Annotated in this window: 15 protein-coding genes; 11 read left to right on the top strand and 4 right to left on the bottom strand. The window is 40.2% G+C overall.

Going from position 1 to position 16728, the window contains the following annotated elements; all coding sequences use genetic code 11:
- Positions 1-205: 205 nt before the first annotated feature.
- Entirely contained in the window at positions 206-1687 is a 1482-nt protein-coding gene (locus CLNEO_RS09195; protein WP_066087743.1) for a 4Fe-4S dicluster domain-containing protein, read from the top strand.
- 23 nt (positions 1688-1710) lie between these two features.
- Entirely contained in the window at positions 1711-2235 is a 525-nt protein-coding gene (locus tag CLNEO_RS09190) for an ECF transporter S component (RefSeq protein WP_066087740.1), read from the top strand.
- A 366-nt stretch (positions 2236-2601) separates the two neighbouring features.
- Here CLNEO_RS09190 and CLNEO_RS09185 read toward each other — a convergent pair whose 3' ends face one another.
- Both CLNEO_RS09185 and CLNEO_RS15830 read right to left on the bottom strand, forming a co-directional pair.
- Positions 2602-3780 (bottom strand): YibE/F family protein, encoded by a 1179-nt coding sequence (locus CLNEO_RS09185; RefSeq protein WP_066087738.1) that lies wholly within the window; start codon positions 3778-3780, stop codon positions 2602-2604.
- Positions 3777-3920, bottom strand: a complete 144-nt coding sequence (locus CLNEO_RS15830) for a hypothetical protein (protein ID WP_157723534.1) — start codon at positions 3918-3920, stop codon at positions 3777-3779. Before CLNEO_RS15830 ends, CLNEO_RS09185 begins: the two co-directional genes overlap by 4 nt.
- 554 nt (positions 3921-4474) lie before the next feature.
- Here CLNEO_RS15830 and nadA point away from each other — a divergent pair.
- From nadA to nadC, 3 genes are read left to right on the top strand one after another with little or no spacing between them, the layout of a single operon-like run.
- Positions 4475-5380 (top strand): quinolinate synthase NadA, encoded by a 906-nt coding sequence (gene nadA, locus CLNEO_RS09180; protein WP_066087736.1) that lies wholly within the window; start codon positions 4475-4477, stop codon positions 5378-5380.
- Between the two features lie 54 nt (positions 5381-5434).
- On the top strand, positions 5435-6748 hold the full coding sequence (locus tag CLNEO_RS09175) for an L-aspartate oxidase (protein ID WP_066088060.1): 1314 nt from the start codon (positions 5435-5437) through the stop codon (positions 6746-6748).
- Positions 6714-7571 carry a carboxylating nicotinate-nucleotide diphosphorylase gene (nadC, locus tag CLNEO_RS09170; protein WP_066087734.1) on the top strand — a complete coding sequence of 286 codons (858 nt, stop codon included), beginning with the start codon at positions 6714-6716 and terminating at the stop codon, positions 7569-7571. The genes CLNEO_RS09175 and nadC overlap by 35 nt, the downstream gene beginning before the upstream one ends.
- 342 nt (positions 7572-7913) lie before the next feature.
- Here nadC and CLNEO_RS09165 read toward each other — a convergent pair whose 3' ends face one another.
- Together CLNEO_RS09165 and CLNEO_RS09160 are read right to left on the bottom strand one after the other, a co-directional pair.
- Positions 7914-8672 (bottom strand): SDR family NAD(P)-dependent oxidoreductase, encoded by a 759-nt coding sequence (locus tag CLNEO_RS09165; protein WP_066087731.1) that lies wholly within the window; start codon positions 8670-8672, stop codon positions 7914-7916.
- 163 nt (positions 8673-8835) lie between these two features.
- Positions 8836-9528 (bottom strand): GntR family transcriptional regulator, encoded by a 693-nt coding sequence (locus tag CLNEO_RS09160; RefSeq protein ID WP_242864195.1) that lies wholly within the window; start codon positions 9526-9528, stop codon positions 8836-8838.
- 471 nt (positions 9529-9999) lie between these two features.
- Between CLNEO_RS09160 and CLNEO_RS09155 the strand changes: the two genes are divergently transcribed.
- From CLNEO_RS09155 to CLNEO_RS09130, 6 genes are all read left to right on the top strand, one after another.
- The gene (locus CLNEO_RS09155) at positions 10000-11016 is read left to right on the top strand and encodes a zinc-dependent alcohol dehydrogenase (protein ID WP_066087726.1); all 1017 of its coding nucleotides are present in this window, start codon (positions 10000-10002) and stop codon (positions 11014-11016) included.
- Between the two features lie 12 nt (positions 11017-11028).
- Positions 11029-12177: a galactonate dehydratase gene (gene dgoD / locus CLNEO_RS09150; protein ID WP_066087723.1), complete on the top strand. Its 1149-nt coding sequence runs from the start codon at positions 11029-11031 to the stop codon at positions 12175-12177.
- A 24-nt stretch (positions 12178-12201) separates the two neighbouring features.
- Entirely contained in the window at positions 12202-13626 is a 1425-nt protein-coding gene (locus CLNEO_RS09145; protein WP_066087720.1) for a gluconokinase, read from the top strand.
- Between the two features lie 55 nt (positions 13627-13681).
- Entirely contained in the window at positions 13682-14731 is a 1050-nt protein-coding gene (locus CLNEO_RS09140; RefSeq protein WP_066087717.1) for a DctP family TRAP transporter solute-binding subunit, read from the top strand.
- A 193-nt stretch (positions 14732-14924) separates the two neighbouring features.
- Positions 14925-15419 (top strand): TRAP transporter small permease, encoded by a 495-nt coding sequence (locus CLNEO_RS09135; RefSeq protein WP_066087714.1) that lies wholly within the window; start codon positions 14925-14927, stop codon positions 15417-15419.
- The gene (locus CLNEO_RS09130; protein ID WP_066087711.1) at positions 15413-16696 is read left to right on the top strand and encodes a TRAP transporter large permease; all 1284 of its coding nucleotides are present in this window, start codon (positions 15413-15415) and stop codon (positions 16694-16696) included. The genes CLNEO_RS09135 and CLNEO_RS09130 overlap by 7 nt, the downstream gene beginning before the upstream one ends.
- The last annotated feature ends 32 nt before the right edge of the window (positions 16697-16728 follow it).

Raw genomic sequence — 16728 nt, 5'->3', positions numbered from 1 at the left:
AAAAAAAATTTATTTATTTTTAAAAAAAAGTAACGTCGCATATTGTATCCAATAATCGTTGCTTTTTTGTGGCAAACAAGAACCAAAATTCTATTTAAGCATTCTTGGAAAAGAACAGATTGGAAAATTTGTTTTTTTCTATTGAAATTAAAATGGGATTTCAGGGCATTGGGTATTTTTATAATATTATGAGGAGGAGCAAAAAATGAAGGAGTTTGAAAGCAACGTTCAATATATCAAATACCTAGTGATTAAAGAAGTTGCGCAGCGCTTTTTTCATGGAACACTGGATAAATCAATTAATTCATACAGAGAAATTGCAGAGGCCATTATCCCCGGACCAAAGGCAATGTTTCGATGTTGTATTTATAAAGAACGACATATTATTGAAGAACGTGTACATTTAGTTTTAGAGCCTACCAAGGATAACCGTATTATTAATGTGCTTTCCTCCGCCTGTGATGAATGTCCAATTGATCGTTTTGTTGTTACCGAGGCATGCCGCGGCTGCTTAGGGCACAAATGCCAGGAGGTTTGTCCTAGAAATGCAATCACCATTGTAAACCACCGTTCTTACATCAATCAGGCGCTTTGCATTGAATGTGGACGCTGCAAGCAGGTCTGTCCTTTTAATGCCATTAGCGAGGTTAAAAGACCCTGCATCCGCTCCTGCCCTGTAGGTGCCGTACAAATAAATGAGGAGAAGAAGGCATTCATTGATCATGAAAAATGTATTACCTGCGGTGCTTGTGTGTATCAATGTCCGTTTGGCGCAATTGTGGATAAATCCTTTGTTTTAAATATATTGGACTTAATTCAAAATTCGTGGAATAATACAAGCTATCATGTTTATGCCATTGTTGCTCCTGCAATTGCCAGTCAGTTTCCTGAGGTGAAAATGGGGCAGGTTTTTGCCGCTATTAAGGATTTAGGATTTTATGATGTGATTGAGGCAGCAATCGGCGGAGATATGGTTGCTGTGCAAGAAACCAAAGAGTTCGCGGAAACCATTGACGAAAAGGGCTGGAAAACAACCTCTTGCTGTCCAGCCTTTGTGGATTACATCCAGAGAAATTATCCACAATTTATGGATCATGTATCAACAACGGTTTCACCTATGATTGCCCTTGCCAGAGCCATCCATAAGAAGGATAAAAAGGCCAAAATTGTTTTTATTGGGCCATGCATAGCGAAGAAGGATGAAATTAAGCATGAGGATTTGGTAGGAGCCGTTGATTTTGTTTTAACCTTTGAAGAATTAAAGGCTATGTTTGATGCCAAGGAGCTTAATTTGGAAGAACTTGAGGAAAGAAGTGCCGGTGCGCCTTCTGGTTTTGGCCGAATTTTCGGAAGAACAGGCGGCGTAGCTGAAAGCGTTATAAAGGTTGCGCAGATGGAGGGCATTGAGAAGGAAATTAAACCAATTTACTGCAACGGGATTGATGAATGTATCAAAAATATGAAGCTGGCATCCTTTGGCAAGTTGAATGCAAATTTTTTGGAGGGCATGGCCTGCAAAAATGGCTGCACCGGCGGTGCGGCTTCCTTATCCCATGATCAAAGGGGGATTGAGCTTTTGAATCGTTATGGCAAAGAAGCCGCAACAGAGAGCCCTTTTGAAGGTATAGCAGAATATGATCTAACTGCAATCAACATGGAAAGAAGATTTGGTTTGCAAGAGAAATAAGGGGTATATCCCAAGGAGGCAAAATGAAAACAAAACAGTTGGTATTTACCGCCCTATTGTTGGCGATGTGCATTGTATTTCAGAGCATGAAGGGGATTTCTGTTTATCTTACCGGCGCTGCAGTCAACGCGCTGTTGGTTATGGCAACTCTAGCGGCAGGGACTTCAAGTGGTGTAATTATAGCGGTGCTTACCCCAGTGATTGCTTATTTTATGGGTCAGACACCTATTTTACAATTGATGCCTATTATGGTATTTGTAATTATGCTGGGGAATTTAACCTTAGTATTATTGGCGAGTAGAGGGAAGAAGGAAAAGCTTATAGCATGGCTTGCCCTTGGGGCGATGCTAAAGGCGGTTGTGCTTTGGCTGTTGGTTTGGTATGGGGTGTTGCCTCTTTTTGGCGCAGCTGTACCCGAAAAAATGGTGGGTGGTGTGAAAACATCTTTCTCTATTACTCAGTTTATTACTGCGGCAATCGGTTGTGTAATTGCCTTTGCGACTCATACAAGAATAAAGCATTGGTATTTTGTGGAACAAAAGAATTGATTTGAAAAGGGTGTTGACAAAGTCGACACCCTTTTACTGTCAAAAAACCTTGGGCGCCGTCCTCTCACTGCCCAAGATAGGGCAGACAGCGAAGCTGGCTTTTGCGCAGCAAAAGTGATGACCTCTCACTGCCCAAGATAGGGCAGACAGCGAAGCTGGCTTTTGCGCAGCAAAAGTGATGACCACCCGATTGCTTTTTGTAAAAAACAAGACAAATAACTTTTATTAAACCCGCATTTTATGCGGGTTTAGGTGGGTCAAGGGTGAAACCCTTGTGGGTGCTTGAGGGCAAAGCCCTCAAGGTTTTTGACTTTGTCTACTCTCTGAGTGTGCATAAAAATTGCCCACTGATTTTTTGTTTGGAAATTAATATTTTCTATGTTTGCGTACTCTCCGCGGTTGCTTTCCTTTCCCCACATAAATCATTCCGCAAATGATTGCAGTAAGGGGAATGGTAAACAAAATTGCAGTGCTTCCGATGAGCGCTTGGATAAATTCAACAATAATCAGTTCTCTATTTACCAACGAAGAAACTGAATCGGCATAGGTAATTAACAATAATACAATAGAAAGAGAGCTTCCAATATAGGCCAACACCAATGTGTTTGACATGGTGCCCATAATATCCCGCCCGATGGTAAGACCACTTTTCACAAGTCTTGCGAAGGATAACCTATCGGAGTGCTGGCATATCTCATAGAGGGAGGAGGCAATATCCATTGCCACGTCCATGACTGCACCCAAAGAACCTACAACAATGCTGCCAAAAATAATGGCATTTAAATTGACAGGCGAAGGCAGTAAGGTCAAATAAATAGAGTTTTCATCTGTTACACCGGTTAAATGCAAAACGCTGTCCATGATAAGGGAAAGGCAGGCAGCCACACAAACGCCAAACAAACAGCCGAGTATGGTGGCCAAAGTTTTTTTGCTCCATCCGTTTGTAATCACAATGGTCATGATTGTAATAAAACCGCAAGTGATTAAAGTGCTTATATATATGTTTTGACCGCTTAATATGGATGGGATATATACCATGAAAATCGCCAAACAAGTAAATGTCAGCGAAATGATGGTGTTGATTCCTTTTCCCCATCCAAATATCAACAACAAAACAAAAAACCCAGCTGCAAAGATCAGTAAGGTATCAAAACGTACATAATTACCGAAGATCCACTCTGTTCCATAGTCTTCAACAGGATAGTTATATACGATAATTTTGTCACCAACGGAAATCGTTTTCTGTTTTGCAGACGAAAAGGAGGAGTCGCCAATCTGAGCAGCAAGGATTTCTTCCCCTTTATGGTCCCCTTCTAATAGCCTACAAGTGAATAGGATTGTTGTATCTGTCACAATTGGCGCAATGCCCTCATAAGATTCCCCTTGTACTTCATCTTCAATACGCAAAACGATTGCTTTTGCAGAATAGGCTTGCTGGCTATCCATAACCGTAAGATTTTTTGAAGCAATCGTATGACCAAAAAAAATATATATAGTAGACAAAAAGACGGTTACCGTCCAGACAATCATATTTTTGTAGTTCATATGATTTCACCGCACTTTCTATCAAGAATAGTCGGTTCATAGCTTGTGAATTTGTTTGCCAATTCATTAACCACTAAGGTGTTGATGATTTGTTTTATTTTCTTTTTGCCTTGTGTAATAGATAAATTCAAAACATTCATTTGAAGACCTCATTTTATTTTTCAAGATTTATTTTTGACAAAAACTTAGGGTGAACCTAGGAAATTTGGACAAATGCTATGGTGGCGGAATGAATGGATTATTCCAATATTGATTATAATTATAACTGCAAAAATTTGATTTTACAAGCATTGCCCCGTTAGTATCGTATGGAGTAGAAAGCTAAAAAACGTCTGTGTGCAAAGCTTTATTTGGAGACACTTAAGAGCCATAAGGATGCGTTTGACTTGATAATTGATTATATGAATGAAAATGCAAGATGTAGGCAATATAAATTTTCTTTTTAAGTGATTGAATTCATTCGTTGATTGGGATGTTTAGTTAGAAATAATGCCATACAATGCCAGACAACAGCATCAAAATTAGGTGGGACATTTATTGACAATCCTGAAATTATCTATATAATAGTAGTGAATATGTATACAAAGAATATGTATTTGTTTGGATTTTGAAGCAATGCTAAACTGTATCGTATTGAATGAAAATGAAAAGCTTCATCAATAATCATGGTTTTTAATCATACTTGAGGTGAAAAATGAATTTAAATGAAGAAATTAAAAAGCTAAAAGAAAAGAAGGAAGTGGCGATTTTAGCACATTATTATGTAGAAGGAGCAGTGCAAGATATTGCAGATTATGTTGGCGACTCTTACTATTTGAGCAAAATGGCAACGGAAGTTCCGCAAAAAAACATATTGTTTTGCGGCGTAAAATTTATGGGGGAGAGTGCAAAAATTTTAAACCCCGAAAAACATGTTATTATGGTGGACGAGCAGGCAGACTGTCCCATGGCGCATATGATTGATGCCAAAACCATAGACAATATTAGAGCAAAGTATGATGATATTGCGGTTGTCTGCTATATTAATTCCAGTGCGGAAATCAAGGCGCATTCCGATGTATGCGTAACTTCCTCCAATGCATTTAAAATCGTTTCAAAATTGCCCCAGAAAAACATTTTGTTTATTCCTGATAATCATTTGGGGACGTATTTGTCTACGAAGATGCCGAATAAACATTTTGTTTTCCATCATGGCTACTGCCCTGTGCATCAGGATATTCGCATGGAAGATGTTAAAAGGGCGAAGCAGGCGCATCCTGAGGCTGAAGTTTTAGCCCATCCCGAATGTAGTATTGATGTTTTAAGTCTAGCTCATTATATTGGAAGTACCTCCGAAATTATTGATTATGCCACAAAAAGCGGCGGCGAAAGCTTTATTATCGCCACGGAGGATGGGGTTTTGCATAAGCTTCGGAGTGAAAATGCAAATAAAAAATTTTACCTTGTAAATGAAAAACAGCAATGTCTTGGTATGAAGATGAACACACTGGAAAAGGTTTATGATGTTTTAAATTCCATGGAAAACGAAATGCTTTTAAACGAAGAATTAAGGCAAAAAGCCCAGGCTCCTTTAACAAAAATGCATGAACTGGCCGAGTAATCAAACGTTGAAAAAGGATGATTGACAAAGGATATTTTGAAAGAAGGTATCATTGTGAAAAAGGAAGCAGACGTTGTAATTGTTGGAACAGGAGTGGCAGGCTTGTTTTGTGCTTTAAACATACCGGCAAACTATAAAATTATTATAATTACGAAAAAACACCCCGAGGACAGTGATTCCCTTTTAGCCCAAGGCGGAATTTCTGTACTTAGAGATCCTCAGGATTATGAGGCATATTTTGAAGATACATTAAAGGCTGGCAGATATAAGAATAACAAAAAGTCTGTTGAAGTGCTCATTCGCTCGTCACGCAGCATCATTGAGGATTTGGTTGAACTGGGCGTGAATTTTGATAGTGCAGGCGCTGATTTTTCATACACGAGAGAGGGCGCTCATTCTGTTAACAGAATTTTACACCATAAGGATGTTACGGGGAAGGAAATTACGGAAAAGCTGTTGGAGGAGGTAAAAAAGAAACCCAACATTACAATCCTCCCATTTGTGACGATGATTGATATTATGGAGGAAAATTCTACCTGCACAGGCGTGGTTTTAAAGGATGGGGATGCAATTTATAACATAACTTCTCGTGCCGTGGTGTGGGCGACAGGGGGAATCGGCGGGCTGTTTGAACACTCCACCAATATGAAGCATATTACTGGGGATGCAATCGCCATTGCGATAAAGCATAATGTGAAGCTGCTTGATATGAATTATGTTCAAATTCATCCTACAACCCTTTATTCTAAAGAAAAAGGCAGGAGCTTTTTGATTTCAGAAGCCGTCAGAGGAGAAGGGGCCTTGCTTCTGAACAAACAAGGCCAGCGTTTTGTGGATGAATTGCTGCCAAGAGATGTCGTAAGTGAGGCGATTTTTGAGCAAATGAAAAAAGACGATTCCGATTATGTTTATCTGTCCCTCAGACATATTCCTAAGGGAAAAATCAAAGAACGGTTTCCCAATATATATGAAAAATGCTTAGAAGAAGGCTATGATTTGGCAACAGACCTTCTTCCTGTCACTCCGGCACAGCATTATTTTATGGGAGGTGTCCAGATTAATATTGACGGCGAAACCTCTATGAAAAATTTATTTGCGGTGGGAGAAACAAGCTGCAACGGTGTCCATGGTGCCAACCGTTTGGCAAGCAATTCACTTTTGGAGGCATTAGTTTTTTCAAAAAGGGCAGCTCATGTGATTGGGGAAAGCCTTAAAAATATTGAGCTTTCAGATACAGAGATGATTGTTAAAAATTATCAGTACAATACGGAAAAACTGGAGCAAGAATATCATAAGTTGGTTTGGAATGAATTGAATAAAGGAAGTGTTGAATATGGTAGCTTATGCAAGCATGAAGGTTCATTTTGAGGATTACATTAGGGCTGCGCTGAAGGAAGATATCACCAGCGAAGATATTACGACAAATGCAATTGTTTCTCCCGAAAAACAAGGCTGTGTTCAATTGATTTGCAAGCAGACGGGCGTTATTGCGGGGCTTGATATATTTCGTCATGTTTTTGAGCTGCTTGATCCTCAAGCCCGCTTTGATACCGAATATAAGGATGGGGATTTTCTCCAAAATGGAACAATGGTGGGAATTGTTTATGGGAATGTAAGAGCATTATTAACCGGTGAGCGCACTGCCTTAAATTTTTTGCAGCGAATGAGCGGAATTGCAAGCTATACTAATGAATGTGTTCAGGTAATGAAGCTCTATAAAACCCAATTATTGGATACAAGAAAGACCACACCAAATTTGCGTATTTTTGAGAAATATGCGGTTAAGGTTGGTGGAGGGAATAATCATAGATACAACCTTTCCGATGGTATCCTCATTAAGGACAACCATATTGGGGCAGCCGGCGGCATTGCTGAAGCGGTAAGACTGGCCAAAGAATATGCGCCCTTTGTGCGTAAAATTGAGGTGGAAGCGGAAACCCTTGAAATGGTTGATGAAGCGCTACAAGCAGGCGCGGATATTATCATGCTGGATAATATGGACAATGAAACCTTGAAAAAAGCGGTGGATCGCATTGGGAGCAAAGCGCAAACGGAATGTTCGGGAAATGTGACCAAAGAACGTCTGAAAGAGCTTTGTGAAATTGGTGTGGATTATATTTCTAGTGGAGCTTTGACCCATTCTGCACCAATATTGGATTTTTCCTTAAAAAATTTGAAGAGCTTGAATTGATAATGAAAAGCGGCAGCCAAATGACTGCCGCTTTTTGAGTATGGAAGAGTTAAATTGCCATAGTTTAATATTGCAATTATGTTTATACGAAATCCAAAAAATAAAAGATGTTATCTTGCTGTTTACAAAAAGCAAGTGAATTTGTGTCATTGCTTTTACTCCGTGAAAGCCGGTCACGCCGTTTACCCTGCCTTGGGCAGTAATGGGGCAACACTTTAGGTTTTTGATTTAATGTCTAAGAAAATTGGTTTTTTAAAAAGCAAAAAGGCGGTTCAAAAGTTAAACCGCCTTTTTTAGAATGAAAAAAGTAAGGAGACAAAGTAAATGAAAAATCTTTTCAGATTATTTGCTTAAGTAACCACCGTCAACGGGAATAATTGCACCGCTTAAGTAATCGGACGCTTGGGAAGCCAAGAAAATGGTAACACCCTTCATATCTTCCCCGCTTCCCCAGCGTTTTGCGGGAATACGGCCTAAAATTTCTTTATTTCTGCCCTGGTCGTTAATCAAAGCAGTGTTCATATCCGTTGCCATATAGCCGGGAGCTATGGCATTCACATTGATTCCCTTGGAAGCCCATTCGTTGGAAAGTGCTTTTGTAAGCTGGGCAACGGCACCCTTAGAAGCTGCGTAGGCAGGCACGGTAAAGCCACCAAAAAAGCTGAGCATAGAAGCTACATTGATAATTTTTCCATATCCTTGTTTCATCATTTCTCTGCCTGCTAGCTGACACAGCATGAAAACAGCATTTAAATTTACATCTATAACAGCATCCCAATCCTCCATGGGGAATTCTTCGCAAAAATGACGCTTTTGAATGCCTGCTGCATTTACAAAAATATCAAGGGTTCCGCCTAATTTCTCTAAAGCCTCCTGAAACCCTTCTGCAAGACGCTCTCTGTTTCCCAAATCGGCGGCAACGCCGTGGCAAAGATAGCCTTTTTCTGTATATTCTGCGGCAACCGCCAATGCTTTTTCGGAGGTGCCCATAATTACCACTTCTGCCCCTGCTTCCATAAGCCCTTCTGCCATACCTCGCCCAAGCCCTCTGGTGGAACCCGTTACAATTGCTTTTTTTCCTGTCAAATCAAATGTTACCATGTGTAAAGCTCCTCTCTTAAGTTAAAACTACAAAGTTACATTGCAATAGCCACGCAAACGAATGATTGCGGTATTTGTGTGGAACAACAGTGGCATAATGCATTTTTCCTTGCCAAAGGCTTCGTCTGCAAGGCGCTCAAAGAGGGAACCTACGAAGAAAAGGTCAGATAATTTTGTCAACCTTTAAAATTAACCCAATGGCAGTTTTTGCATTCATAATATGAACAGTCAAGGCATCTCTTAAGGCAACCTCATCTTCTGCAAGAATTGCATCAAGAATTACAAAATGCTCTTTGACGCCGCTGATATCCTTTACTTTTGACTGTCTGCGAAAAATAAAGTTTGAATATAAAAATGGATTGATATAATGAAAGATTTCTACAAGCTTTTGATTGCCGCTGCACTTTAAATACAACTCGTGGAATTTATAGTCCAATTCATAATTGCGAAGGTAGTCCTCGATGGGAGATTCGGGGCATAAATCGGTTACAAGCTGTAAATGTTCCTCAATATTTTTCCGAAACTCGTTTTTTAATGAATCGTTAAAGCTAACGGTTAAGATAATTTGTTTCAAATAATACAAATCCAGCATTAAACGGGTATCAAAAATTTCATCCACCTCTTCCGAGGTGACACTATGCACCTTCATGCCCTGACGAGGAAAGTTCTCAATAATTTTTTCGGAAATTAAGCGGTTTAATGCAAATTTTACGGGGGTTTCGCTAACGCCGTACCGCTTCGACAGCTCCTTCACGTTAATTTTTTCGCCCGGCTTAATAACGTGCTGGGTAATGTCTTCACGAATATTGGAATAAATGGTATCCGCTAATGTGAGTTTCGTTGTTTGTTTTTCCATGGCAATCCTCCGTAAAATTTTATTTGGCATTTAAAAATGGGTAATTACTGTATTATTTATCATTATAACAATTTTAAATGCATTTTGGAATAACAAAAAACGTATAAAATTAAATTTTATTGGTGAATATAAAAATTTTTTTAAAAAGTTTATATATTTAATTTAAGTTTTAAACATACTTCTGTCAATGTTATTTTATCATAATATTCTTGCTCCTATTTTAGTAAATTTTTTAAGAAATCGTAAAAGTAACAAGAGTTTTATTTTTGGTTTAGTAGATTTTCACAAAAACAAAATAAATTTATTGGTATATTAATAATATTGACGAATGCATTTTAAAAATATATACTTGTATTAATAAAATATTTAATATTGCTAAAAAAATTTTTTGGGCATGTAAAAATATTTTAGATCTGTGATTTTAGAGCGTACAAAATCTTAATCAGAACCAAATAAAGGAGTTGAAAGCAGATGAAAGCTTTGGTTTATACCGGACCAAAAAGTGCAGAGGTTTTGGATGTTACAGAGCCATTGCCAAAGGAAGGTGCGGTCAAAGTAAGGATGAAGTATTGTGGTATTTGTGGTTCCGATATGGGAATTTATTTAGGAACCCATCCCAGAGCAAAAGCACCCTTGATTTTTGGACATGAATTTTTGGGAACGGTGGAGGAAGACGGCAAAAAGTTTAAAAAAGGTGATCGTGTGGTTGCGTTTCCTTTATTATCCTGCGGACACTGCCTTCCTTGCAGAACGGGAAACGCCCACGTTTGCAATACCTTGGGCTTAATCGGCATTGATGTGGACGGCGGCATTTGCGAATACGCCTATGTGGATGAGGACGTTATGTTCAAGGTACCCGATGGCGTTTCTGATAAGGCGGCGGCGGTGATTGAGCCCTTAGCTGTTATCGTAAGAAGCATTCATCAGGCAAAAATGAAGGCTTTGGATATTTGTGTGGTTATCGGTGCTGGCCCTATTGGGATGATTACAGGCATGATGCTGGTACATATGGGTGCAGGCAAGGTTTTCATTTCCGATGTGGATGATAAAAAGCTGGAAAAAGCAAAAGCCTTTGGCATGATTCCTGTTAACGTGAAGAACGAAAATCTGGAACAGATTGTGAAGGCTGCAACTGCGGGAGAAGGCGCAGATTTATTATTTGAATGTTCCGGGGCAGAAATTGCCGCATTACAGATGACGGATATTACCCGTGTAGGTGGTACCATTTGTATGACGGCGGTGCATAAACATCCTCATATGGTGAATTTGAGGGATCTGAATTTCAAGGAGCAGATTTTAATTGGTACCCGTGTTTATACAAAGGAGGAATTCGCACAGGCAGTTACCTATTCCGAGGTGATTAATGAGGATCTGGAGAATATCGTTTCGCATGTTGTTTCTTTAAAGGATAGTCCAAAGGTTTTTGATATGATTGCAGACCCTTCGGCAGGTACTTGCAAGGTTTTGGTTGATTGTCAGGACTTTTAAGGGGCTGAACATTTGAAAATTGCTGACTTAAAGCTCTACCAAGTTCCACCCAGATGGCTTTTTTTAAAAATTGAAACGGATGAAGGTATTTTTGGTTGGGGTGAGCCTGTTGTGGAAGGAAAAGCTTCTACGGTAGCCGCGTGTGTAAAGGAAATGTCTGAATATCTCATTGGGAGAAATCCTTTAGAAATAGAGGATATTTGGCAAACCCTGTATCGGGGGGCATTTTATCGCGGCGGCCCCATCATCACCAGTGCCATTTCCGGTATAGAGCAGGCCTTATGGGACATCAAAGGGAAATATTATAACGCACCAATTTACGAATTGTTAGGCGGTGCTTGCCGAAATAATATTGACGTTTACTGCTGGATTGGCGGCGATAGACCTGCCGATGTGGGTAATGCCGCATTACAGCAAAAGAATTTGGGATTTAAGGCAATCAAAATGAATGCAACGGAAGAAATGCACTATATTGACAGTTTTTCTAAAGTAGAAGGTGTGATTGATAGGGTGACTGCCATCAGAGAAGCCTGCGGCAAGGATTTTGGAATTGCTGTAGATTTCCACGGCAGAGTACATAAAAGCATGGCGAAGGTATTGGCGAAGGAATTGGAGCCGTATCACCTAATGTTTATTGAGGAGCCTGTTCTCAGTGAAAATTATGAGGCTTTGAAGGAGGTTGCAAAATACACTTCAACACCCATTGCAACGGGAGAAAGGCTGTTTACTCGTTGGGATTTCAAAAAAATTTTTGAGCAAGGAATTGTAGATATTATTCAGCCCGATCTTTCTCATGCCGGCGGCATTTTGGAATGCAGAAAGATTTCAGCAATGGCAGAGGCTTACGACATGGCGGTTGCGCCCCATTGTCCATTAGGACCCATTGCCTTGGCGGCCTGCCTACAGATGGATGCTTGCACGCCAAATACCATTATTCAAGAGCAAAGCTTGGGAATTCATTATAACCAAGGTAGTGATCTTTTGGATTATTTGAAGGATTCCAGTGTTTTTGATTATGGGAATGGGGTTGTGAAAATTCCAAAAGGAGCAGGTTTGGGTATTGAAATTAACGAAGAATTTGTAAAAAAACAGGCGAAGATAGGTCACAGCTGGAAAAATCCCGTTTGGAGAAACAGCGATGGAACGGTTGCCGAATGGTAAGAAACATGTTGGGGGTAAGGATAAATGAAGATTTTAGCATTAGAATCCAGCACTACCTCTGCAAAAGCTATGGTATATGATACAGATACCGGTAAATTCCATGTGGAATCGGTACCATACATTTTAAAGTATGCCGACGTGACAATACACGATGCAAAGGAAGTCTTTGATCAAACCGTGTATTTAGCTAAAAAAATGTGTGAAGGTCAAAAAATTGATATGGTTTCTCTTAGTGGTACCTGGCATAGTTTGATGCTTTGCAATCAAGACATGGAGCCACAGACGCCAATTTATTTGTGGTCTTATACAGGTGCTGCGGATATTTGCAAGGAATTAAGAAAAGACGAGGCTTATGTGAATCGTTTTTATCAAAAAACCGGTTGTATGGTAAATGCCATATATCCTGTGTTTAAAATCAAGCTTTTACGACAGTTGGGTTATGCGTTGGAAAATTACCGTTTTGTAGGGCAAGGAACATATAATACCTACCGCTTGACGGGGCAGTGGGTTGTGACAGACAGCGTTGCCTCGGGCACGGGGTTGTTGAATATCCGCACAAAAACCTTTGATGAGGATATTTTAGAGGAAAATGGAATTCGGTTGGAGCAGCTTCCAAAAATAATTACATATCAAGATACCTTAAAGCTAAATGAGGAAGGGGCCGCCCTTTTAGGGCTTGCACAAGGGACGCCTGTCATTGCCACCAATCCCGACGGCGGCCTAAATCAAGTTGGGGCAGGGGCTGTTGAGAAAGGCGTTATGAGTTTTTCCGTAGGAACCAGCGGCGCCCTAAGGCTAAGCACCGAAGCGCCGGTTTTACCCAAAAAGCCCAGCACATGGTGCTACTTATCACCAAAATCATGGCTGAGCGGAGCGGCAACCAGCGGCTGCTGCAATTGTATTGATTGGTTTAAAAGTAAATATTTTGAGGAAAATTTTTCCTATAGTCAAATGGAGTCCGGATGTAGGAATATAGAGGATGTACCAGTGTTTTTACCGTTTCTTTTTGGTGAGCGATGTCCCGGATGGAATGATGAAAGGGGTGGTGGCTTTTTTGACTTAAAGCCAAGCCATTCCGTCTATGATTCCTATCGGGCAATTCAAGAGGGAATTTTGTTTAATCTTTATCAGTGCTATGAGCAATTAATCGCATTAAACGGAGAGCCAAAAAAAGTAATGCTTTCCGGAGGCATTATCAGATCTAAGATTTGGACACAAATGTGTGCAGATATATTTCAGATTGAGATGACCATTGACGAGGTGGAGCACAGCTCTTTAATTGGTTCGGTGGCTCTGGGGATGGAGCTTTTGGGAATTATTCCTGATGCGAAGGATTTCAAAAGCAATTATTCTCAGGTGATTACACCCAATCCGGAACGAAAGGATTTTTACCGCAAGAAGTACCAAAAATATTTATATTGGTATGAAGTAACAAAAGAGCAAGGCTAATTAGAAAAATTCCAATAAAAAACAATGGCGTTATATTTCAAGGAGGAAAAAAACTATGTTAAAATTCAAAAAAGGTTTGGCAATGGCTCTGGCATCCGTACTTACGGTTGCAATGGTAACAGGCTGCGGCGGCAGCACTCCCCCAAAAGACAGCGGTGCAGCGGGTGGGGAAAACACACAAGGCAGCGAAGAAACTGTAGAATTGGTATTTTCCAACGTTACTTCCGTTTCCGGCAAGGATGCAGGCGAAGTTTTCAAAAGAGTTGCAGAGGAAGAATCCGGCGGATCTGTTGTAGTAAACCTGTTCCCCGATAATATGCTGGGGGATGACCGTGTAGTAATTGAAACAACAGCTATGGGTAACATTGATATCGGTGTTTCCTCTACAAGCCCCTTGGCAACAATGTACCCCGATTTTTATCTGTTTGATTCACCTTACCTGTTCTTAAATTCCCAGGATGCTTATGCGAAATTGGACGGCGAAGTGGGTCAGCAAATTCTTGACGGCATGGAAAGCATTGGTCTGAAGGGCTTGGCTTTCTGGGAAAACGGTTTCCGTAACTTTACAAATAATAAAATTGCCGTAAAGACCCCTGCGGATGTAAAAGGCTTTAAGGTAAGAACCATGGAAAATGAAGTGCATATCGCTGCTTGGACAGCTTTCGGCGCAAACCCTACACCTATGGCGTTTACTGAATTATTTACCGCTTTACAGCAGGGTACTGTAGATGCACAGGAAAATCCTTTGGGTATCATTGATGCCAACAAGTTCGTTGAGGTTCAAAAGTATGTATCCTTAACACAGCATGTTTATACTCCTTATATCGTTTGCATGAACCTGGATAAATTCAATTCTCTTTCTGAGAATCAGCAAAATGCAATCTTAAAGGCAGCGGCAGAATCCACCTCTTACCAGAGAGAACGTTCTCAGGAATTGGAAAAAGAAATTCTTGAAAAATTCGCAGCAGGCGGCACAACCGTGGTAGAGCTGACGGATGTCGAAAAGGCTGAATGGCAGAAGGTTGTAGCAGATAACAATATCTTTGATTTGGTTAAGAAGAAAATGGGACACCCTGACTATTTGGATGCAATGCTTGCCGAATAAGAGAAGGAAAAACTAATTATTTATTGGGATTTTAGAGCGCTAGATTACAAAAGAAAGGGCTTTGGTAAAGCAATACAGTCTTATCAAAGCCCTGTTTTACAAATGCGGGAGATCAGTTGTTAGGAGTAAAAATAAAAAATTTACGAATAGGCAAAGGATTGCATTCAAATTTATGAAAAAAGTAGGTGGAACAATGAAATTTTTAAAGTGGCTGGATGAGGAGTTTGAATTGGCAATTTGTTCGATTCTGATGGTTATCATGACCGTGCTGATCTTTATTCAGGTAATTATGAGATACGTTTTTGGCAGTTCCTTGGTTTGGTCCGAGGAGATGGCAAGATATGTATTTATTTGGCTGATTTATCTGGGGATTAGCTATGGTGCCCGTGTAATGAAGCACATTAAAATTGAGGCGGCTTTGGGATTGTTCCCCAAGAAGCTTCGCCCCTTCGTCATTATTTTAGGTGATGTATTATTCCTGGTATTTTCCGTAGTTATTGTGTATTTAGCATATGACGTTGTAATGCATCAGGTAAAATTAAATCAGAAATCTCCCGCGATGCAAATTCCTATGTGGTTTATGTATTCCGCGCCAATGGTGGGCTTTGCATTGACAGCAATCCGACAGATACAAGTAATTTTTATTAAGATTAAAGGCATTATGAAAGGAGGAGCGCAATCATGGTAATGGCAGCATTATTTGGCGGACTTGCCATATTCCTGGTTTTGAACGTACCCGTAGGTATTGCCATTGGCTTGGCATCTCTTTTGTCAATTTCTTTTACAAAAGGGTTATCTCTGGGATATGTACCTCAGGCATTGTTTACAGGCTGTGACTCCTTCCCTATTATGGCAATCCCCTTGTTTATTCTGGCGGGGGAATTGATGGGCGCTGGCGGTGTGTCCAAAAGAATTTTGAACGTGTGTAACGTGTTCTTTGGAAGAATCACAGGCGGTCTTGCCATTGTAACCGTAGTTGTTTGTATGTTTTTTGCGGCGGTTTCTGGGTCGGGTCCTGCAACGGTAGCGGCGGTAGGCTCTATGGTTGTACCTACGATGCTGGAAAAAGGGTATAGCAAAAAGTTTACCCTTGCTTTGGTTGCCTGTGCCGGTTCTATCGGTGTAATCATTCCTCCTAGTATTCCCATGGTTATTTACGGTGTTTCCACTAGCACCTCCATCTCTAACCTGTTTTTGGCAGGGTTTTTGCCCGGATTCTTAATTGGATTTGCGTTGATTTTCTTCTGCTATTTCTATGCAAAAAAGCAGGGCTGGAAGGGCGACGAAAAGGTTTATACAGCAAAGGAAAAGTTGGAGGCGGTATGGGATGCAAAATGGGCTTTAATTAACCCCGTTATCATCCTAGGTGGTATTTATGCAGGTGTATTTACACCAACAGAAGCGGCGGCAGTAGCTGCGGTTTACGCTTTTGTTTGTGGTGTTTTTATTCATAAGGAATTGGATTTCAAAAATTTGTTTAAAACAGTGGGTAACGCTTGCTCAACGACGGCAACAACTATGGTTATTTTGGGCTGTGCCACCGCTTTTACAAAAATTCTTACCATTCAGCAAATTCCAAACATGATTACCAATGCAATTATCAATGCAACAGATAATACCTTTTTAATTCTGATGTTAATTAATATTTTGTTATTAGTCGTAGGCTGTTTTATGGATACCACGCCGGCAATCATGGTACTATCACCCATTTTGCTACCTGTGGCAACCTCCATCGGCATTCACCCAGTACACTTCGGTATTATTATGGTTGTAAACTTGGCCATCGGCTTTATTACACCACCCTTGGGCATCAACCTCTTTGTTGCCTCCCGTGTGGGTGCGTCTCCATTAGAAACGGTTACAAAGGGGATTATACCGTTTATATTGGTCATGCTTGCTTGCCTTCTTATGATTACATATATCTCACCAATTTCTATGTTTCTACCAAATCTTTTTGCAAAATAAATTTGTGTGAAATAATCCGCAGCCGTTTTGGC

This window comes from Anaerotignum neopropionicum (assembly GCF_001571775.1).
In the GTDB taxonomy this organism is placed as follows: Bacteria; Bacillota; Clostridia; order Lachnospirales; family Anaerotignaceae; genus Chakrabartyella; species Chakrabartyella neopropionicum.
This window is presented reverse-complemented; position numbering and strand designations above follow the sequence as displayed.